Source organism: Pseudomonas sp. LBUM1670 (assembly GCF_059695695.1).
In genome coordinates this window covers 3,484,213-3,506,610 of sequence record NZ_CP166783.1, presented here as the reverse complement: position 1 = coordinate 3,506,610, position 22,398 = coordinate 3,484,213, and the positions used below count along the sequence as shown (strand labels likewise).

The following is a 22,398-nucleotide window of genomic DNA, read 5'->3' as shown; positions in this document are numbered from 1 at the left end:
GAATGCGGGTAATACTGCCCGTTTATGGGGGATCAACGTGGGGCGATGGCTTGATCAGACCCATAAACCAGACGTCTTAAAAATAAGGGGGTGGCCTGATGAATGTCCTCACCAACGGGCCCTGGTCTGCAAATTGAGCTAGTGTTGAATTGTTCCCCTTGCCTGTCACAGCGAGGGACCGTTGGCACGTAGGCGGCTCCAACACCAAACCAGTGCTGGCTAAATGGATAGAAAACTGGAGGGAACCATGAGCAATCTCATCGCCACCGGCGAGCCACCTGAAGCCGTTCGTCTCGTGGTCAAGATTTACGCCTACTTGCTGCTGGCAGGATTTGCGCTTGTTCCGGCTTATCTGATTGGCTACTTATACTTCTTTCAAGACCCCACCCTTATATTTGAAAATCACCTGTTCCATATATTGGCGATCACGACAGCCACCTTGGCAGGCTTGTTTGTTACTTACGTAACGTGGCGCTGCTATCAGTCATCGGGAGATCCGCTGCTGCGATGGATGACGCTTGGTTTTCTCGGTTTCGTATTAATCTACGCGTTGCATGGTGCGTTCACTGGGCAAGCACACCACAATATCTGGCTCTTCCTGCTCTATGGGCCGGCCTCTCGACTGGTCATGTCGATTCTGCTGTTAGTCGGAATGCTGTCGTACCACCGCCCACCCGATGCCGCGGACCAACGAATGAAGGCCCGCCCGTGGTTGACCTGGATAGGACTGTTCCTGCTGATTGACGTGGCAGTGGCGTACGTTGCGTATTCGCCGATCGCCGGCAATCCCGCTGTACGCCTCTCGATGGAAGGTGGTGCCCTCGTTCTTTCCCTATTGACCGTGACAATGCTCCTGCTGCGCCGTATCCGTTCGCCTCTGATGATGATTTTTGTCATCTCGGTCACCGCGTTTGCGCTCTCCTCTTTCGCCTTCATCCTTGCACGTCCGTGGAACCATATGTGGTGGCTCGCTCATGCGGTCTTCGCCGGTGGATTCTTCATGTTGAGCTATGGGGTGGTGCAAGCGTTTCTTACCACGCGGTCGTTCTCGAAGATTTACAGCCAAGAGGAGTTGATGGTGCGTCTTGCCGAAGCGATGGCGTACACCGAGAGCGCTCTGCAGGAACTCCAGCGCACCAATCAGGAACTCGGGCACCTTGCGGCGACCGATCCGCTGACGGGTGCCGATAATCGGCGTCGGTTCATGGAACGGGTCGAAGTCGAATTTGGCCGGACCGCGCGCGGCGGTGCGCCGTTCTCCGTGTTGGCACTCGATCTGGATAATTTCAAGTCCATCAACGATCGCTTCGGGCATCAGGTGGGCGATGACATCCTGAAGAGTTTCGTGGAGAAATGCCTCGATTCGATCCGGCCGTATGACGGCGTAGCCCGAGTCGGCGGGGAAGAATTCATGATACTGCTACCTCAGACTTCGCTTGAAGGCGCGCACGTAATCGCCGAGCGTCTGCGAAGCACCGTTGCCAATAATTCTTTTCAGGGTCTGCAGCGGTCAACCGTGGTCACAGTGAGCATCGGCGTATCGCAATCTGGCCGCGACGGCGACACGATCGAGGCCATTCTGCGTACAGCGGATCAACGCCTGTATCACGCTAAACACGCAGGCCGTAACCGTGTAGTCACTACCATCAAAACCAGCCTCCAACCTCTGCCCTGACCATCATCTTGAAGTCGCTAAAAGCGTCGGCACCGATAATCAGCTTTTCGCACAGCATCGGGCGTTATTCGATCGCCTATTTATGACGCTCGGATTCGACCACTTTTGGCCGATTGCTGCCTGTTGCCAATCCGTTGGCTGTGGCGGACATTGCTGATGCACAGTTGATGCACAGTTGATGCACAGTTGATGCACAGTTGATGCACAGTTGATGCGCTTAGTCGCTACACCAACCCAACCACTGCACTCAGTCATCGTGCTCACACTTGACCTCTTACTTGTACACATCTCGCTTGGCTTCGATCTTGACCTTGCAGCCACGCTCCCAGAATTCGTCTTTCCACTCGCCGCGACGCCAATGGGCGGCGTGGCCAACTGGGGGGGCGCGTAGCTTTATCAGCCGTAATCACTCCGTCACTCGGCTGCCCCATCGGCAGCGTTGACCCCGACGCAGCCACCGTTGCGCGCCCATCTGGTCAGCGGCGATGGCTGTGTCAGCACGCAAGCCGGCTTGTTGTGCCGGTGGAAGTGGCGTTCAAACGCCCGGATCACCACAGGCCGCACGGCGCTGACACCCTACAGGTTTCGTTGATTGTCTGTGCGCGCCCTAGCGTTACGGGGGGCTGCAGCTGCCTTTTCCTGTCTTGATGCTGAACGCATACACGGTTGTACAAACATAGACCGAACGCGCTGTTAGATTTCAATCAGCGGAGTGCCACTTGGCCTTGGCGCGGCCTCCTGATTTCGGCGTTCGAGTGAGAAACCCGTGGAGAAAAGCAGACGACGTACGTTCGCCTGGGCAGTCGGCACGTTGTTGGTCGCGTTGTTGATTGCCCTGTGTGTGCACTTCTTTGGCGGCCAGCACAAAGGCAAGCCGCTGGCCCCTGGTGAACCGGTCGCGGTGGTACCGGCCGCCTTGCATGATGTGCCGGTCTATATCGACGCCCTCGGTACCGTCACGCCGACCCGCAGTGTGACCGTGGTCACCCAGGTCGACGGCATTCTCAGCAGTGTGGAATTCAAGGAAGGCCAGCGCGTGAGCAAGGGCCAGATCATCGCCCGAATCGACGACCGTGCCTTGAAAGCCCAGCTGGCGATGGCCAAGGGCAACCTGGCCCACGACCAGGCGGTATTGAGTAACGCCCAGCGCGACCTGGCGCGCTACCGCGAACTGGTCAAGGCCGGCTCTACCAGCCAGCAAACCCTTGATACGCAAGCCTCCCTGGTCCAGCAACAACAGGGCACCGTGGCCGCCGACCAGGGCAATGTGCAGAACCTTGAGGTGCAACTGAGTTATTGCACCATCACTTCCCCTGTCGACGGCAGAGTCGGCCTGCGCCTGGTGGACCCCGGCAACTACGTCACCACCACCAGCAATACAGGCATTGTGGTCATTACCCAGATGAACCCGGCCACCGTGGTGTTCGCCGTGCCCGAGGATGACCTGGGCGCGATCAACCAGGCCATGGGCCGTGGCGCGGTGACCGTGCTGGCCTACGACCGCGATAAAAAGAACTTGCTGGCCACCGGCAGTCTGTTGGCCTTGGATAACCAGGTGGACACCACCACCGGCACCATCAAGGTCAAGGCGCAGTTCGATGATTCGGGCAATGCATTGTTTCCCAACCAGTTCGTCAACGCGCTCCTCAAGGCCGACACCTTGACTCAATTCGCCGTGGTACCGACCCGGGCGATCCAGCACGGCAGCAAGGGGGACTTCGTGTTCGTGGTCAACGGCACCATGGCCAGCCTGCGCAATATCAAGACCGGCCCGGCCATGGGCGATGTCTCGGCGGTGCTCGACAACGCTGTGAAGCCGGGCGAACAGGTGGTTACCGAAGGCGCCGACAAACTGGATGACGGCTCGCTGGTGAAGGTCGTCGTACAGTGAGGCCCTGCCGATCATGAATATTTCGCGGCCCTTTATCGAACGTCCTGTAGCCACCACCTTGATGATGGTCGCGGTGCTGTTGCTGGGGATGCTGGGTTATCACCTGTTGTCGGTATCGGCGTTGCCGGAGGTGGACTACCCGACCATCCAGGTCTTCACCCAATACCCCGGCGCCAGCCCGGACGTGGTCAGCTCGTCGATCACCGCCCCCCTGGAACGTCAGCTCGGCGAAATGCCCGGCCTGAAGTCGATGAACTCCACCAGTTCCGACGGTGCCTCGGTGGTGACCTTGCAATTCGACCTGTCGCTTTCCCTGGACGTTGCCGAACAGGAAGTGCAGGCGGCCATCAACGCGGCCGGTACTTTCCTGCCAGCCAACCTGCCGTATCCGCCGGTGTACAGCAAGGTCAACCCGGCAGATGCACCGGTGCTGACCTTGTCCCTGACCTCGGACGTACTGCCGTTGACCAAGGTCGAAGACCTGGCCGACACCCGCCTGGCGCAGAATATTTCGCAGATCACCGGCGTCGGCCTGGTGACCATCAGCGGCGGCCAGCGACCGGCTGTGCGGGTCGAAGCCAATACGTCGACGCTGAACAACCTCGGGCTTTCCCTCGATGACCTGCGCACCTCCCTGGGCACGGCCAACGTCAACCAGGCCAAGGGCAATATCGACGGCAAGTTCCAGGCTTATTCCATTGGCGCCAACGACCAGCTGCAATCCGCCGACGAATACCGCGACCTGGTAATCGCTTATAAAAACGGCGCACCGATTCGCCTGTCGCAGATCGCCAGTTCCACCCAGGGTCCGGAGAACCCGCGACAGGCCGCATGGACCAACAGCACGCCGTCGATTGTGCTGAATATCCAGCGCCAGCCCGGCGCTAACGTCATTGAGGTGGTGGACCGCGTGCAGCAATTGCTCCCCAAGTTGCGGGCCAGTCTGCCGGGGACCTTGAAGGTCGAGGTGCTGACGGACCGTACGCAAACCATCCGCGCCTCGGTCACCGACGTGCAGTACGAACTGGCAGTGGCGGTGCTGCTGGTAGTGATCGTGATTTTCATCTTTCTGCGCAATATCGCGGCCACGATCATTCCGGCGGTCACCGTGCCGCTGACTCTGGTGGGCACACTGGCGGTGGCCTACGCCCTAGGCTTTTCCCTGAATAACCTGACGCTGATGGCGTTGACCATCGCCATCGGGTTTGTGGTGGATGACGCCATCGTCATGATCGAAAACATCACCCGCTACATTGAGGCCGGCGACTCTCCGCTGGAGGCGGCGCTCAAGGGCTCGGAGCAGATTGGCTTCACCATCATTTCACTGTCCATCGCCTTGATTGCGGTGATGATCCCGCTGCTGTTCATGGGCGATGTAGTCGGCAGACTGTTCCGCGAATTTGCCATGACCGTGGCCGTGACCATCGTTATCTCGGCGCTGATTTCCCTGACCCTGACGCCGATGATGTGCGCGCGAATGCTGAGGAATAAGCACGAGGAGCGTCGCGCAGATTTCTTCGACCGCATCAACACCCAGTACGTCCGAGGCCTGGACTGGGTCCTGGCCCACCGCACCCTGACGCTGATCTCGGTGGTGTTCACCGCCGCGCTGACCCTGATGACGCTGGTGATCATGCCCAAGGGCTTTTTCCCCGACCAGGACACCGGCCTGATCCAGGGTATTTCCCAGGCGTCGCCGACCATTTCCTTCCAGCAGATGCAGATCGAGCAGCAGCGCTTGGCGGCACGAATCCTCAAGGACCCGGCGGTGCAGAGCCTGTCGTCCTTCGTCGGCATCGACCAGACCAACCCCACCATCAACCAGGGCAACCTGCTGATCAACCTCAAGCCCCGTGGCGAGCGCGACAGCGCCACCGAGGTGATCCGCCGACTGGCCGATGTCAACGCCGACGACGCCGGCATCCGGCTGTACCTGCACTCGGTGCAGGACCTGACCCTCGACGCCACGGTGTCCACCACCAGCTATCGCCTTGGCCTGCAAGCCAACGACCTGGATGAACTGGAACAGTGGAGCAACAAGCTGCTGGCGGCGGTTAAGCAAGACCCAATGTTTATCGATGTGCAAAGCCAAGCGATGCAGTTCGGCAACCAGATCCAGCTGACGTTCGACCGCGCCACTGCCTCGCGCCTCGGCATCACCCCGCAAGCCATCGATGACGTGCTGTACGACGCTTTTGGCCAGCGCCAGGTGTCGACCATCTACACCCAGCTCAACCAGTACCACGTGGTGATCGCCACCGATCATCTGCCGCGCAACCTGCCGGATCTGCTCACCGGTTTGTACGTCGACATTCCCGCCGGCGGTGTGGCGCCGCTGTCAAGTATGGCGACCCTGAAGGTGGTGCGCACGCCGCTCACCATCAACCGCCTGGGACAATTTCCCTATGCCGATGTGTCCTTCAACCTCGCTCCCGGCCAGACCTTGGGCGCGGCGCTTACGCTGCTGCAGGACATCGAGGCCAAGGTCGGTTTGCCGCTGTCGGTGCAGGCCAACCTGGAAGGCGCGGCGGCGACGTTCGAGTCGTCGTTGTCCAATCAGGTGTTCCTGGTGGTGGCGGCGATTGTGGTGGTGTACCTGATGCTGGGGATTCTCTATGAGAGCTTCGTGCACCCTGTGACGATCCTGTCGACGCTGCTGTCGGCGGCCCTCGGGGCGTTGCTGGCGCTGCTGGTAACCGGTACGCAGTTCGACATCATTGGCCTGATCGGGATTGTCCTGTTGATTGGCATTGTGATGAAAAACGGCATCATGATGGTGGACTTCGCCCTGGAGCTGTTGCGCAAGGGCGGCCTGAACCCGACGGCGGCGATTCGCCAGGCGGCGGAATTGCGCTTCCGACCGATCCTGATGACCAGCATGGCCTCGCTGTTTGGCGCGGTGCCACTGGCGCTGGGTACTGGTATCGGTTCGGAGCTGCGGCATCCACTGGGGATCGCGATCATCGGCGGCCTGTTGCTCAGCCAGTTGTTGACGCTGTTTTCCACCCCGGTGATCTTTCTCGCCATGCACGGCCTGGGGCAGCGTTTCAGCCGTCGCCCGGTTGAAACGGACTGATGGCGATGAACCTCGGCGCGCCGTTTATCAAGCGTCCCATCGCCACCACGTTACTGGCGGCAGGGCTGGCGCTGTTTGGGGCGCTGGCGTTCATGCTGTTGCCGGTGGCGCCGCTGCCGGAGGTGGACTTCCCGACCATCAGCGTCAGTGCCTCGCTGCCCGGTGCCGATCCAACCACTGTCGCCAGTTCCGTGGCCACGCCTCTGGAGCGAGAGTTCGGGCAGATCGCCGGGGTCACGCAAATGACCTCATCCAGCAGCCTGGGCTCGGCCAACATCATCTTGCAGTTCGACTTGAACCGCGATATCGACGGCGCCGCCCGGGATGTGCAGGCGGCAATCAACGCCGCCCGCAGTAATCTGCCCAGCGACCTGTCCGGCAACCCGACTTACCGCAAGGTCAACCCGGCCGATTCGCCGATCCTGATTATCAGCCTGACCTCCGACAGCGCCACGCCGGGGCAGATGTATGACGTGGCCTCGACCTTGCTGGAGCAACGGCTGTTGCAAACCACCGGGGTAGGCGACGTCACCGTGGGCGGCGGCGCATTGCCGGCGGTGCGGGTGGAACTGAACCCGGACCGGCTCAACCAGTACGGTGTCAGCCTGGAACAGGTGCGCCAGGTGGTCAGCGCCTCCAACGTCAACCTGCCCAAGGGCTCGGTGGTCATCGGTGACCAGTCCTATGGCATCGGCGCAAATGATCAACTGCTCAACACTGAGGACTACGGGCCGCTGGTGGTCAAGGAGCACAACGGTGACCTGATCCGCATAGCTGACCTTGGCTACGTGCGCGAGGACGTCCAGGACCTGCGCAACTTCGGCCTGTCCAACGGCAAACCCGCGGTGCTGTTGGTGGTGTTCAAGCAGCCGGGGGCCAACGTGATCGAGACGGTGGACGCGGTGAAGGCCTCGATGCCTTTGCTGCAGAGCTCGATCCCGGCGTCCATCAAGCTCAACCTGCTGATGGATCGCACCACCACCATTCGCGCGTCTCTGCACGACGTCGAGGTGACGTTGTTGGTGTCGATCCTATTGGTGACCCTGGTGACGTTCGGCTTCTTCCGTGACTGGCGCAGCACCCTGGTGCCGGCGATCGTGGTGCCGCTGTCGTTGCTGGGGACCTTCGGCGCCATGTATTTCCTTGGCTATAGCCTGAACAACCTGTCGCTTATGGCGCTGACTATTTCCACCGGTTTTGTGGTGGACGATGCCATCGTGGTGGTGGAAAACATCATGCGCCACCTGGAGCGCGGCAAGACCCGGGTGGAAGCCGCAATGGCCGGGGTGCAGGAAGTGGGTTTCACGGTGTTGACCATCAGTGTGTCCCTGGTGGCGGTATTTATTCCGCTGCTCTTGATGGGCGGGATTGTCGGGCGGTTGTTCCGTGAGTTTTCGGTGACGCTGTCGACCGCCATAGTGATTTCGATGCTGATTTCCCTGACGGTGACACCGATGCTGGCCAGCGTGCTGCTGCGGGCACCGAAGGAAATCCGCGAGGGCAACGAACACCCGGACTCACGCTTTCACCGCTTCTATGACTGCACCCTAGGCTGGGTCATCGACCACACGCTGCTGATGGGCCTGGTGACAGTGCTGGTGATCGTCCTCGCCGGGGTGCTGTACGTGCTGGTGCCCAAGGGCTTCTTTCCACAGGAAGACACCGGCCGCCTGCAGGGCAGCATCCTCGCGAACCAGAGCATTTCCTATGGGGCGATGCAGAAGGACTTCACTGAGATTAACCGCAAGGTGATGCAAAACCCCAATATTGAAAACACGGCCGGCTTTGTCGGTGGCGGGGGGGGGGGTGGCGGGGCGGTCAACAGTGCGCGGCTGTTTGTGTTGCTCAAGCCACTGGCCGATCGCAAGAACAGCGCCACCGACGTGATCGGGCAAATCCGCCACACCCTCGGCGACCTGCCGGGGACCAAACTTTACCTGCAATCGTCACAGGACATCACGGTTGGCGGCCGGCAAAGTGGCGCGCTGTACCAATACACCCTGACCGCCGATGACCAGGAATCCCTGGACGAGTGGGTGCCCAAAGTAGTGGAGGTGTTGCGCAAGTTGCCGCAAATCACAGACCTCAATACCGACCAGCAGGACAACAGCCTGCTGGCCAATGTGACGATCAATCGGGATACGGCGGCGCGACTCGGGGTCAGTATCTCGGCGGCGGACCAGACGCTGTACGACGCATTTGGCCAGCGGCAGGTCGCGACCCTTTACCGCGCCGCCAACCAGTATCACGTGGTGATGGAAATCGCCCCGCAGTACTGGACCGATCCCTCGGCGCTCAAGGGTACTTACGTGCCGACGGGCACCGTGGCGACCACCAAAGGCAATACGCCGGCCCCCAACCTGGCCATCCAGAAAACCCTGGTGCCGTTGTCGGCGATTGCCGATAACTCGTTGGCACGCACGGCGATCTCCATCAGCCACCAAGGCACCTTTCCAGCGGTGACCGTATCGTTCAACCTGGCCCCTGGCACCTCCATCGGCCAGGCTACCGCGCTGGTGGACGACGCCGTGAAGCAGTTGCGCATGCCTGCCAGTGTGGTCGGCCAGTTTGCCGGAACAGCCCAGGTGTTCCAGTCGTCGGTGGCCAGCGAGCCGTTGCTGATCGTCGCTGCACTGCTGTCGGTGTATATCGTGCTGGGCATCCTCTACGAAAACCTGATGCACCCACTGACCATCCTCTCGACCTTGCCCTCGGCCGGTGTGGGCGCGTTGATCGCCTTGCTGCTGACGGGCACCGAGTTGTCGATCATTGCGCTGGTGGGGGTGATTCTGCTGATCGGTATCGTGAAGAAGAACGCAATCATGATGATCGACTTCGCCATCACCGAGCGCCGGGAGTTCCGACTGACGGCCAGGGAAGCGATTCGGCGCGCCTGCCTGATTCGTTTCAGGCCAATCATGATGACCACCCTGGCGGCCATTCTCGGCGCATTGCCGCTGGTGCTGGGCACCGGCTACGGCTCGGAGTTGCGCCGGCCTTTGGGTATTTCGATTATTGGTGGTTTGCTGCTCAGCCAGGTGCTGACGCTGTACACCACTCCAGTGATCTACCTGTGGCTCGACCGGGCGTCCCGGCGCCTGGGGCGGCGTAAGGAAGCAAGGTTATGAAACTTAAATACAGCGTGCTGTTCATCAGCCTGGTACTCGGTGGCTGCATGGTCGGGCCTGACTACCAGAAGCCTGCAATGGAGTTGCCGCAGTCGTTCAAGGAAGGCGCGCAGTGGCAGCGGGCGGCGGCCAATCCCCAAGGCGCGTTGGACAGCCAGTGGTGGCTGGCTTATCAGGACCCGGTGTTGAACGACCTTGTGGCGCGTTCGGCCAAGGCCAACCAGTCGATCATTGCTGCTGAAGCGGCTTATCGGTTGGCCAAGGCGCAGGTGGCGTCGAGTCGGGCCGGGCTGTGGCCGACGGTTGGCGTGGGCTTGTCGGGTTCGCGGGGGGAGGGCGGCGATAGCACCACCAGCACCACCAGCACCACCTCAAGCGGGGTCAAGACCAGCTTCAGCGCCACCTTGACCGCCAGTTGGGAGCCGGACCTGTGGGGCGAGGTACGCCGTGGCATCGAGTCGAGCCAGGCGACGGCCCAGCAATCCGATGCCTTGCTGGCTGGGGTGCGGCTGTCCATCAGCTCCAGCGTGGCCAGTAACTACCTCGCGCTGCGGCAGATGGATATCGACGTGCGGCTGCTGCAACAGCAACAGAAGATCAATCAGCAGTTGCTGGACATGATCCAGTCCCAGTACACCCAGGGTGTCGCCACCAACGACCAACTCCTGGTAGCCCAGGATCAACTGACTACCTCGATTGCCGATCTGCAGACCTCGCTGCGCGATCGCGAGCAATATGAACATGCCTTGGCGGTGTTAGTGGGCGTGGCACCGAGCGAGTTTGCTGTAGCATCGCGCAATGACTTCACCTTCGTCCTGCCTCGGCCACCGCTGACCTTGCCTTCGACCCTGCTCCAGCGCCGCCCCGATGTGGTGGCTGCCGAACGCTCGGCGGCGGCGGCCAACGCGAAAATCGGCGTCGCCGAAGCCGCATTCTTTCCCACTATGGACCTCACCGCCCAGCTCGGCTTTCGCGGTAGCGCCCTGGGCGGCTTGTTCTCCTTGCCCAATCGCATCTGGACCCTGGGCCCTGCATTGGCCGAAACCCTGTTCGACGGCGGCGCCCGCGAGGCAGCGGTCAAACAGGCCGAGGCCAGCTACGACCAAATCGCCGCCAATTACCGCGGCACTGTGCTCAGCGCCTTGCAGAACGTTGAAGACAACCTCTCGGCCATCAACCACCTGCAAACCCAGGCCGACGCCTTCCAGCAGGTTTATCAGCGCAACCAGCAACTGTTCGGTAGTCAGGAGGCGCAGTTGCGCGCTGGCACCGTCAGCCAAGAGGCGGTGCTGACCCAGCAACTGGTGTTGCTGCAAGCCGAGCAGAATCTGCGGGACACCCAGGGCCAGCTCAGTCAGGGCAGTGTCGCGCTGATCCAGAGCCTGGGGGGCGGCTGGCAAGCCACCGGGTACTGAACGGCTCGCTTCCCGGGCAGGCAGCGCGTTATTCTCGGCGCACTTTAAATGACGGGACGCCGAGATTGATCGAACGGCGCCAATTCAGCGGGGGCATTAAAGGCAAAATTTTCGCTACCTGAATGAGACCCCAGGCCAGACCCATCAAACGGTTCGGACAGGGTTTGTGTTGCTCGAGCATCTCTTACTGCCGGCGTTCACCAAGTCAGTTTGTTGCTTGACGCAGATTTCTAAATCGGCCCCATGCATCGTGCCTTCGCAGGTTTCGATTACAGCGCTTCCAGCGCAAATGCCCGCCTGGTCAGAGAACTGGCCAACCTGGAGTTTATGGATACCGCGCAGACTGTCGTGCTCATCGGCGGGCCGGGAACTGGTAAGACACACCCTGCTACCGACTTGGCCGTATCCGCAACAAACGAGTGCGTTTCTACTCCATGGTTGATCTGGTCAACTTGTTGGAGCGCGAAAAATACGATGGCAAGTCAGGCCGCATCGCTCAAGGGCTGCTTCGGAGCCTCATTCAGGATGGTGCGATTTCGTAGAAAGGTGGCGTCGCCAATGGGAGCAACTCGTCCAGGAGGCCCTGCAATCCGGGGGGATTTACGCTCGCCTGGGCAAACTTGCCAATAGCAGCTCCCAGAGAGCCACGACTCACACCCAACGTCCGTATATGGCCGATTCTGTTGAAAAAGTCGGCCATGGTTTACGCAGCAGAAAAGTACGCGTCCGAGATTGAAATCTTTACTTTTGGCAGAGGCTTCCGGGCTCAGATTTCAAGTAGCAGCGTGTAAAAAAGGCGTTTTCACCGAGCAATGCACGAGCGGCATGGCCGGATGGACTTTTTCAACAGAATCGGCCGCTTGCGGCCGTTCATGAGGGGCCGCAACCGATCCAGAACAGCGCCTGCCGTTGACGCTGAACATTTATCTGCGCGCAGCAACTGCTGCTCAAGCATCAACACGAACAGGTAACCCAGCTGCCCTTTTTAAACTAGGGCGCTAAAGTATATTCATGAAAAATCTGCGGCCCATGCTGTTCATCAACTCTGCTGGTAAATCCCATACTAACTGCCAATCCGTGCATGGCCTCGTTATTTGACGAATCCATTGACGAAATTTTGCTGAAGCCTTGGCGTGTGGCGGTATCCATCAAATGTTGTAACAGTGCAGTGGCGATACCTCGTCGTTGCCAGCTATCACGAACAGCAACGGCGAACTCGCAGTGAGCATCACCTTCGTACGCCCCGTAACGCGCAGTGCCAATCTCAACGAGCTGATTGCCTTCGTATCCCAACGCAATGTAGGCCATGCGATTTTGCAGGTTGATGTCCATGAGCTTGTCGTGGGGTTCTACTAGATTGCTGAACGAGGCTAAGAAATGAAAATGCGGTTTGCCTTTGCCTAGCTGGTTAAAAAAGGCTAGATCCCGATCCCGATCAGACTCTGCCAACTCACGAATCAGAATGGGGGTACCATCCCGCAAGGATTCCACCCAGTAATCCCCCGTCAGTCCATCGGTTTCATCCTTGAAGCGTTTGATGATACTTGCGTCATAAGGCATACAATGAACTCCGTCTCATTTATAGGTTTGCTCATCCATCCTAGGCTTTAGCTCGGTTAGCTGGAGCGATATCTGCTCGCTGACAGGGTTAAGGGACAGCCGGTATTGCCGCCGGCAATCAATTCGAACGCCTCACTCGTCCTGACGACGGGTGTAATGCAACAGCCGATCGGTTTCGGTCTTGACCACCAGGTAACACTCGCAGCTGAGCCGTTCAAGGCGCGCTCTGTCCAGTACCGTGATCTGGCCCCGGCTGTACTCGATGACGCCTTGACGCTGCAGTTTGCCGGCCGCTTCCGTGACGCCTTCGCGGCGCACGCCCAGCATGTTGGCGATCAGCTCCTGGGTCATGTTCAGGCGATTGCCGTGCAGGCGATCCAGCGACAACAGCAGCCATCGACACAATTGCTGATCGATCGAGTGATGGCGATTGCACAGGGCGGTCTGTGACATCTGCGTGATCAGGGCCTGGGTGTATCGCAGCATCAGCAGGAGCAGATCACCATGACGGTTGAACTCTTTCTTGAGTTTTTGCCCAGGCAGGCGAAACGCACCGCCGGCACTTTGCACCACCGCCCGACTGGATGTGCTTTCGCCGCCCATGAACAGCGCAATGCCGATCAAACCCTCGTTTCCGACCACGGCGATTTCTGCTGACGAGCCGTTTTCCGTGACATGAAGCAGGGAGACGATGGCGTCGGTCGGAAAGTAAACGTGCCGCAAAGTGTCCCCCGGTTCATACAGCACATCGCCCAGCGCCAGATTGACTTGCTCCAGATGCGGAACAAGGCGCTGGAGGTCGACGGCCGGTAGCGCCGCCAGTAGATGATTGTGGCCGGGAGTGGGGGAAGCGAGCATGGCAGAGCATCCGTGGCGGAACAGGGGTGTGCCCGCTCAGGGTACTCCCATGCACGCCATGGCTGGTGTTCAATGTCTATTCATCGGCGGCATGCACGTATTCCAGCGCCTGAGGCCTGGGTGACCGGACGCGACACTCTACCCGAACCCAATGCTCCAGGCCGCCGTCATCCAGTGTCAGCGCCGAATCACTCAATGGCTGACCGTCGAGGGTCATGGAGGTGAAGGTCGAACTGCCCTGACGCACATCAAAGTGGTAGAGGGTTCTGCCGAAGCGGTAGTGCAAGATGAAGCCCGGCCAGTCGACGGGTATCAGCGGTTCGATTCTGAGCGTGCGGCCGCTGCGTTGTACGCCCAGCAATGACTCGACAATCAGTCGATACATCCAGCCGGCAGAACCGGTGTACCAGGTCCAGCCTCCACGCCCGGCATGGGGAGCGGCGCCGTAGACATCCGCGGCCATGACATAGGGCTCGACCTTATAGGTGTCGATTTGAGCGCTGTTGGCAGGGGCGGCGGGGTTGATTAGATTCAACAGTTCCCAGGCTTTGCCGGCTTCACCCAACTGCGCAAACGCCATGCCCGCCCAAACGGCAGCATGCGTGTACTGACCTCCGTTCTCGCGCACGCCAGGCACGTAGCCCTTGATGTAGCCGGGGTCCAGGGCGCCCTTGTCAAATGGTGGATCAAGCAGCAACACGGCGCGGATGTCACGTTTGATCAGATGCTCATCCAATGACTGCATGGCCTTGATCTGGCGGACGGCAGGGCCGGCCCCTGACAGCACTGACCAGCTTTGAGCAATGGAATCGATACGACATTCTTCATTGCTCGCCGAACCGAGCATTTGTCCGTCATCGAACCAGGCACGGCGATACCAGGCGCCGTCCCAGGCACTTTGATCGAGGTTGCGTTGCAGTGTCACCGCGCTGTCGCTGCAGCGTTTGGCAAATTCGTGATCACCGTGCAGGTGAGCGGTCACCGCAAATTGCTCCAGCACCTGATAGCTGAAGAAGCCCAGCCAGACACTTTCACCTGCACCCAGATGGCCGACGCGATTCATGCCGTCGTTCCAGTCACCGGAGCCCATCAGCGGCAACCCGTGATGACCGCGACGCAGGCTGTGTTCGATGGCACGCACGCAGTGTTGATACAGGGACTCTCGCACGGGCGATACCCCGGGGAGGTCATAGTAGGACTCTTCGCCGGCCGCCAGTTGGCGTCCTTCCAGGTACCCGGCGGCCTCTTCCAGTACACCCACGTCTGCGGTCATTTCGACATAGCGGTTGGTGGCGGCCACCAGCCACAAAAAGTCATCGGAGCAGGCGGTGCGAACGCCCCGATTCATCGGCGGGTGCCACCAGTGTTGCACGTCGCCTTCCACATACTGATGGCCGGCGCACAGCAGCAGATGCGCTCGCACGGCTGCAGGATCGGCATGAATCATCGCCATGCTGTCCTGCAACTGATCGCGAAAGCCGATGGCACCACCTGACTGGTAGTAGCCGCTTCGGGCCTGGAAACGGCACGCGATGACCTGGTACATCAACCAGCCGTTGACCATGACGTCGACCGCAGGCGCGCTCGTTTCGATACGAATGGCCCCGAGCAATGAGCGCCAGTGTTCCCGTACTTTGTGCAATTCCTCGGCGGCCGCCAGGCTGCCCCGATAACGTTGCACCAGCTGGGTGGCGGCATTACTGGAGGAGGCCGCCCCCAAGCGCAGAATGACTTCCCGGGTATCGCCATCGCCGAGTTCGATCGACACTTGCAGAGCGGCACAAGGGTCCAGACCGCCGCCCATGCGCCCGGACAGACCAGCGTGCTGCATCGCTGCCGGTGAGGCCAGGGTGCCACTGCGGCCAACGAATTCAGTACGGTCACCGCTGACACCGTGATCGAGCGTGTCGGTGTCAAAGAACGCCACCTGCTCGGAAAACTCCACCGAGTAGGCGTTGCGGGCGAAGAAGGCCCCGCTGGCGGGATCCGATTGGGTGACCACATGCATCGCCGATTTACTGCGCAGATCGCCCAGCACCCATTCCACATACCCTGTGACCGACAATGATCGGCGGCGTCCCGAGCGGTTGCTCAACAATAGCCGCGAAAATTTGATCGGCGCATCCAGCGCCACATAGATCCACAGCTCGCTGTAAATGCCGTCTTCTTCATGTTCGAACACGCTGTAACCGAAACCGTGACGGGTCTGGTACGGGCCTTGTCCGGGGCAGGGTTGAGGCATTGCAGACCAAAAGTGCCCGGTCTCTTCATCACGCAGGTAAATGGCTTCGCCGCTGCGATCGGTCACCGGGTCGTTATGCCAGGGCGTCAGGCGAAATTCATGGGCGTTTTCGGCCCAGGTATAGGCACTGCCGGCTTCCGAGACCACCGTACCGAGATGGGCATTGGCGATCACGTTAACCCAGGGCGCGGGTGTCGGATCGGGCGCGAGCCCGGTGACGATGTACTCACCGCCATCGGCGCTGAAGCCGCCATATTCGTTGCTCAACAACAGGAAGGGACGGTTCGGTCGTACCGATGCCGGCCGAGGCTGAAAATACCGGGTCGCCACAAACGGCGCGTGCACCGGTGATACTTTGCGGCGATGAATCTGTTCGGCCAGGCTGCCCAAATCTTCGCTCAGCACCAGCCTGGCAACCGAGAGGAACAGCACGCGATCTTCATTCGACATCTGCTGTGCGGGGCGCACAAAAATCCCGCCCGGACGATCCAGCAGAGTGGCTTCACTGCCGGAGGTGATAAGGCCCAGGATCGCGTCCTGCAGTTGCTGGCGATAACCCGCCTGATCTTCGTTCCAGATCAACAAATCGACCACCAAGCCTTTTTGCCGCCAGTAGGCGTGGGCCTGAATCAATTGCTGCACCAGGGCGATGTTGTCCAGGCTTTGGATTTGCAGCAAAACGATGGGCAGGTCGCCGGAGATGGCCTGACCCCAGAGTCCCGGCTGATTGCGGCGATTGGCAATCAGCACCGCATTGTCGGCGCGCATCGAGGCATTCGCATAAAGCAGCGACGAGGCCATCTGCTCGAACAGACGGGCGTCGGACAACGAGGCGTTGAGCTGACGCAGAAGCACCTGGCTATGGGTCCAGGACAGGTCGAACACCCGGTCGGCGAGGTGGCGGTCGCGGTATTTGTTGATGAGATAAAGGCAGTCATCACGGCTGTTGGCGACACCCGTAACCAAGTCGATGGTGGCCTGTTGGCCGGGTTGCAGGGTAATCCTGCAGCGAATCGCGATCACCGGATCGAGCACCGGGCCTGCACTGCCTGACAAGCGCTGGCAATTGGCATCAAGGGCGGCAGGTGACACCAGGCTGCGTCCTCGGCCGATGAACCGGGCGCGATCGGTTTCGTACGAGATCGCATCGATGTCCACCCCGTGTGCCGCCAGCAAATGGCACATCCACGGCGTCGGTTCATCGCTGGCCCGGGGGCGGCGGCTGCAGACAATGGCCTGAAGCGCAGGCAGTAATTCAGTCTGCACAAACAGCTTGCTGAACGCCGGGTGCATCGCGTCGCTGACCGGGGTGGTCAGCACGACTTCGGCGTAGGTGGTGATCTCCAGTGTTTTGGCCGATGTCGCTCGGTTGGTGACATGCAGGCGGCGCAGTTCGATGTCGTCTTCAGGGGAGACAACAATCTCCAGGTGCGTGTCGAAATCCAGGTTGCGCACACGGAACTCTGCACGGGAATCGCAGAAGATCGCCTCGTGGCTCTCGGGTTGATGCAACGTCGGTTGATGCGCAGCCGACCAGACCGTGTTGGTCTGGACATCACGCAGGTAGCAGAACATCCCCCAATTGTCCTGTGAGGTGTCCTCCTGCCAACGGGTGATCGCCATTTCATTGCGGCGGCTGTAACCGCCGCCGCCGCTGGTCAGCATGACGTGGTAGCGACCGTTGGAGAGTAATTGCACGGCCGGACGTTTGCGTCCTGGATCAGTGAACACCCGAAGCCCGGTGCCCTGGCTTTGGCCAACATCGCCGAGTACGGGCGACTGGGTGGTTTGCAGGTACGGCGCGGCGGCTTTCGGCACGCGCTCCTGTAGCAGCAGCAGGGCCGATCGCAGCGCCGGGTCGGCCTCGAATCGCCGTTGCATGGGTTGATCGAGCAGTCGGCTGGTCAAGGCCAGCAAGCTCATGCCCTGGTGGTGGGCCATGAACGACCGGACCACGATGAAGTGTTGGCCGCGCGGTAAGCGGGCCTCGGTGTAATCCACTGCTTCATACAGACCGAAACGTCCAGAGGAGCCTTGGCGGGCGAGGCGTTGCAGGTTTTTGCAGGCCGCATCGGCATCGACCATCAACGCCAGGGCGCTGGCGTAGGGCGCAATCACGACGTCGTTGCTCAGTCCGCGCTGGAGCCCCAGGGCCTGAACGCCGAAGGCGCGGTATTGATAATTGAAGTGTGCGTCGACGGTGGCGTAACCCGATTCCGAAACGCCCCAGGGAATGCCCAGCCTGTTGCCATGTTCGATCTGTACCGACACGGCGGCGCGGCAAGTCTGGTCCAACAGGCTGCCCTCAAAGTTGGGCATCACCAGCATTGGCATCAGGTATTCGAACATCGAGCCGGACCAGGACAGCAACGTCGGTACGCCAGCGTTTTCACTCAGCAGCCTTCCCAGAGTGAACCAGGCGCGTTGGGGGATTTGTCCTTGAGCGATGACCACGTAATTGGTCAGCCGCACTTCGGACGCCAGCAGGTCGTAGTAACCGGTGTCGAGCCTGCGCTCCTCGGCGTTGTAACCGATGACAAACAGGTCACGCTGGTGGTCGTAAAGCAACGAGAAATCCATCTGCGCCAGCGACGTCGCCAATACCGCCAGACGCTTCAGGGTTTCCAGACGCTGCCCGGCGTCATTGCGGACCCGCTCGACTTCAGGGTGATGCTCGGCGGCCCAGTCGGCGGTGTTCAAGTCGGCCAGTTGACGCAAGGTACGAGGCAAATCAATCGGAACCGAGGGGGCAGGGAGGCGATAACGCTGCAGCTCTTCTGTCCAGTCGATGCATTGACGGGTAAACGCTTCTCGCCAGTAGAGGCTTTCTTCGTCGATGTCCGCTGGCTGGCTGGTGACCATGATGCGAGCCGTGTGCAGCAGGTCTGCCAGCGCCTCAGTGGTCGCAGCCAGCGAGACTTGTTCAAAGCCTTTTCTCAGTTGCAGAGCGTATTCATCCGCCCCCGAGGCGCGTTGGGAATCTGCAAGGATATCCAGGGTATCGCGCAGGCCCTTGATCACGGCAGGGCCGAACATCGGGGCATCTGCAAGCTGCACAATGCCGGTGCTCAAGGTCAGCAGCAGGCCCGCCAGGTTACCGCTGTCGACGGTGGAAACGTAATGCGGACGCAGCGGCTCGAGAGTCTGTGTGTCGTACCAGTTATAGAAGTGCTGCCGATGACGCTCCAGACCGTCCATGCTGTCCAGCGACGCCGCAAGCCGGGACAGCAGCCGTTCGGTGCTCAAGTAACCGAAATCGTGAGCGGCCAAGTGGGCGAGCAGCGACATGCCCATATTGGTCGGCGAGGTGCGATGGGCAATGACAGGCCCGGGTTCTTCCTGCACGTTGTCCGGTGGCAGCCAGTGATCCTGAGGCCCGACGAATTGATCGAAGAACCCCCAGGTCTTGCGCGCCAGCAACCGCAGGAAGCGCAAATCATCCGTCGACGGTGCGAACACCGACGGCGTGGGTGCCGAACTGAGCCACCAAGCGATCCAGGGGCCCACTAACCACGACAACAACAGCGGGCTAGCGATGGCCAGCGTGTGCGGATCCTTCACCAGCAGGGCCAGTGCAATCAGGGCCGACACGGGCTCGATCCACATCTGGCGATAGAGGCCGGACAGCCGGTTATCGGTGGTGCGCTCCACCTCGCGCGAGGGCTGCCATTGCAAAAGCAGGCGTCGGCTGAAGCCGATTCGCCAGAGCGAGCGCAGGATTGCGTCGGCGCTGTAGAACATCTCGAAGGGTAGCCAGGCGAGCGTCAGACCAGCCCGGGCCAGGTCTTGTGCCAGATCACCCAGCAGCGCCCTGAGGTATTGTCCATAGGGCACATCAGCGGGTGGCTGCATCAGATCGGTCACCGCTCGCAGCAACGGTTGAATCACCATCAACCCGATGACTGTCAGGGTCCAGTTCAAGGGCTGACTGCTGGCAAACCAACCCCATGCAAACATCAGCAACAGCGCCAGCGGTTCCAGGCTGCGTCGCAGATTGTCCAGAATCTTCCAGCGTGCCATGACGCTCAGTCTGTTGCGCACCCACTTGCCGTCGGCGTTGCGCGCCCAGGGCAATGTCCACGGCAGCAGTTGCCAGTCGCCGCGAACCCAGCGATGCCGTCGATTGACATCGGCACCATAGCGCGAGGGGTATTGCTCGTAGACTTGCACGTCGCTGAGCAGGCCGGATCGTGCATAACACCCTTCGATCAGGTCGTGGCTGAGAATCTGGTTATCCGGCAAGCAACCTTCAAGGGCGCAGGTGAACGCGTCCACGTCGTAGATGCCCTTGCCGATGAAGGAACCTTGCTGGAACAGGTCCTGGTAAACGTCCGATACCGTCCGGGTGTAGGGATCGACGCCGGCATCACTGCCGAACAACCGGGCGTAGATCGAGCGCGTGGCGCTGGTCAGGCTGATGCCCACCCGCGGTTGCAACACCGCGTAGCCGGAAATGATCTGCTCGCCGCCACTGTCGAACAACGGACGATTCAACGGGTGCATCATGGCTGCCACGCATTGGCGAGCGACATCGCGCGGCAGCAGGGTGTCGGTGTCCAGCGTGATCACGTAACGCACCCCGCGCAATGGCGTGATGTCGCCGACGATGGCGTTGAAGCGTTCCTCTCCATTGCCACGCAACAGGGCGTTGAGTTCAATCAGCTTGCCGCGTTTGCGCTCGTGCCCCATCCACACGCGTTCGCTCGCGTTCCAGTGACGTGGCCGGTGCAGCAGAAAGAATCGGTCACTGAGTCCGTCCGCGTATTTTTGGTTGAGTAGCGTGATTGCACGGGAAGCCTGTGTGATCAGCTCGGCGTCTTGCGGTTGAGACTCTTCAGGCGCATCCAGAAAATCGCTGAGCAACGCGAAATACAGGTTGCTGTCGCGGTTGGCGAGAAAACGCACTTCGAGACCTTCCACCAGTTCGTCCACATCTGCCGGGCTGGCGATCAGCGTCGGGATCACCACCAGGCTTCGCGCGTCATCGGGAATACCGTTGGCGAAATCCATTTTTGGCAGCGTCGTCGGCAACATGCTGAACGTCACCAACCAGTTGATCAGACTGATCGCCAGTCGGCTGGTCATGATCAGGCAGGGAATCGCCATCATCAGAAGCGCCGCATCGGGCATCCCGTCGCGCTGCGCCGAGGCCAGTAAAGGCCAGGCGAAGATGAGCGTCAGAAAAGCCACCGGCGCCAGATAAAACATCAGCGGCGACTGCTGCAACAACCGTTTCCAGCGCTCATGAAGCGGCACCCGGGCATTGAGTCGTCGCTCCAGCGTCGGCAGCCCTGCGCTGACCAGGTAATACCCGACATGGCGGGCCAGCAGTGGGCAGGGGACTGAGGCGGTTCCGGCTGCGGCGAGATTGATCGCGGCGCGGGCGACCTGGATTTCCGAGTGCTGAGGACTTCTGCGGGCAAGGCGTTCAATGACATGCCGATAGCTGTCACGGGTACTGAAATCCATCGCCCGGTAAATCGCTGCCGGGTCTTCATTGAGAGTCTGCTCGACATGACTCATCGACTCGACGAACTCGCGCCAGTCCGTGGCGGACAGGAGGCGCAAGCTGCCGATGCTGTTGCCAATGGACACCTGATCCGCTGCCTGTTGTTGCGCATCGAGCTGCACCTGGCGTTCGATGCTGGAGCCTGTCTCACTCAGCATCTGCTCGATCCAGTTCAGCGCCAGGGCCAGTGCCGCGCTTTGGCCCTGCAGGCGGCGGGTGAATTCGGCGACAAAGGCGGCGCTCATCGGCGGTGCGGAGCGGGCCATGTCGGCAACGGTCAGCACCACGCTTTTGATGTCTCGTTCCGAGGTTTCGATCAGGCGTTCGGCCCAGTCATCGGCCAGGTTGCGCTCGTTGGCGTTGGTCATGACCCTTGAGGCCACTCGCCGCAGGTTTTCGATCAACGCCAGACGCAGCATGATCGGTATCGCCCACAGTTCGCCCAGCGCCAGTGGCATCACGGTCTGATAGGAAAAAATGAAGCGGCTCAGACTCTCCTCATCGACTCGACCGTCGCCATGGGAGATGGTCTCCAGAGCGATGTCATAGACTCGCGGCAGCCCCGCGGACGGGCCGTTGATCAGGCGTGGCAACTCACGGCTATAGCCTTTGGGCAGGTGCGTTCTGGCGGTGCGAATGTTTTCCTCGACCAGATAGTAATTGTCCAGCAGCCATTCCGCTGCCGGAGTCACTCGTCGGCTGGACAATTGCGCGTTGGCCAGCGCCGCGCAGCTGCGTTTGAGCAGCTCCTCGTTATCATCGAGCCTGTGCAGCATCGAGTCCCGTGCGGACAGCGTTGTCAGGCGATGCTGCCCGGCCAGGGCGATACCGTGACTGGCCATCTGATCGGCGCTGAAAAGCTCCGAGCGCAAAATGGGCTCGTATTTGAATCGGGGTGGGGAAAACAGGCGGGTTCGCCAAAAACCGGGCGAGCGGGAAAATACCTTTTGTAGGCGTGTCCATGTGCTGTTCATAAGGTCCTGAGCCTGAAACGCATCATACGATTGCGTACATTTTTATTAGGTGCGCCAACGCATTGCGCCA

General features: G+C 60.4%; 8 protein-coding genes and 1 pseudogene. 6 read left to right on the top strand and 3 right to left on the bottom strand.

What is annotated here, in order from left to right; translation table 11 throughout:
- Window positions 1–247 precede the first annotated feature (247 nt).
- The 6 genes and pseudogenes from ACA073_RS15940 to ACA073_RS15915 all read left to right on the top strand — a co-directional run.
- On the top strand, window positions 248–1,675 hold the full coding sequence (locus tag ACA073_RS15940; RefSeq protein WP_497397614.1) for a sensor domain-containing diguanylate cyclase: 1,428 nt from the start codon (window positions 248–250) through the stop codon (window positions 1,673–1,675).
- 766 nt (window positions 1,676–2,441) lie between these two features.
- A complete protein-coding gene (locus ACA073_RS15935; protein WP_497397612.1) occupies window positions 2,442–3,566 on the top strand; it encodes an efflux RND transporter periplasmic adaptor subunit in 1,125 nt (374 codons plus the stop codon).
- 13 nt (window positions 3,567–3,579) lie between these two features.
- Entirely contained in the window at window positions 3,580–6,642 is a 3,063-nt protein-coding gene (locus ACA073_RS15930; RefSeq protein WP_497397610.1) for an efflux RND transporter permease subunit, read from the top strand.
- Between the two features lie 5 nt (window positions 6,643–6,647).
- Entirely contained in the window at window positions 6,648–9,770 is a 3,123-nt protein-coding gene (locus ACA073_RS15925; protein WP_497404118.1) for an efflux RND transporter permease subunit, read from the top strand.
- On the top strand, window positions 9,767–11,185 hold the full coding sequence (locus ACA073_RS15920) for an efflux transporter outer membrane subunit (protein ID WP_497397608.1): 1,419 nt from the start codon (window positions 9,767–9,769) through the stop codon (window positions 11,183–11,185). The genes ACA073_RS15925 and ACA073_RS15920 overlap by 4 nt, the downstream gene beginning before the upstream one ends.
- A gap of 240 nt (window positions 11,186–11,425) precedes the next feature.
- Window positions 11,426–11,700: pseudogene (locus ACA073_RS15915) on the top strand (ATP-binding protein); the annotation flags it as partial.
- Window positions 11,701–12,175: 475 nt separating this feature from the next.
- On the opposite strand, the gene ACA073_RS15910 reads toward ACA073_RS15915, so the two are convergent.
- The 3 genes from ACA073_RS15910 to ACA073_RS15900 form a co-directional block, all read right to left on the bottom strand.
- Entirely contained in the window at window positions 12,176–12,745 is a 570-nt protein-coding gene (locus ACA073_RS15910) for a GNAT family N-acetyltransferase (protein WP_497397606.1), read from the bottom strand.
- Window positions 12,746–12,877: 132 nt separating this feature from the next.
- On the bottom strand, window positions 12,878–13,603 hold the full coding sequence (locus ACA073_RS15905) for a Crp/Fnr family transcriptional regulator (RefSeq protein WP_497397604.1): 726 nt from the start codon (window positions 13,601–13,603) through the stop codon (window positions 12,878–12,880).
- 76 nt (window positions 13,604–13,679) lie between these two features.
- On the bottom strand, window positions 13,680–22,328 hold the full coding sequence (locus tag ACA073_RS15900; RefSeq protein WP_497397602.1) for a GH36-type glycosyl hydrolase domain-containing protein: 8,649 nt from the start codon (window positions 22,326–22,328) through the stop codon (window positions 13,680–13,682).
- Window positions 22,329–22,398: the final 70 nt, after the last annotated feature.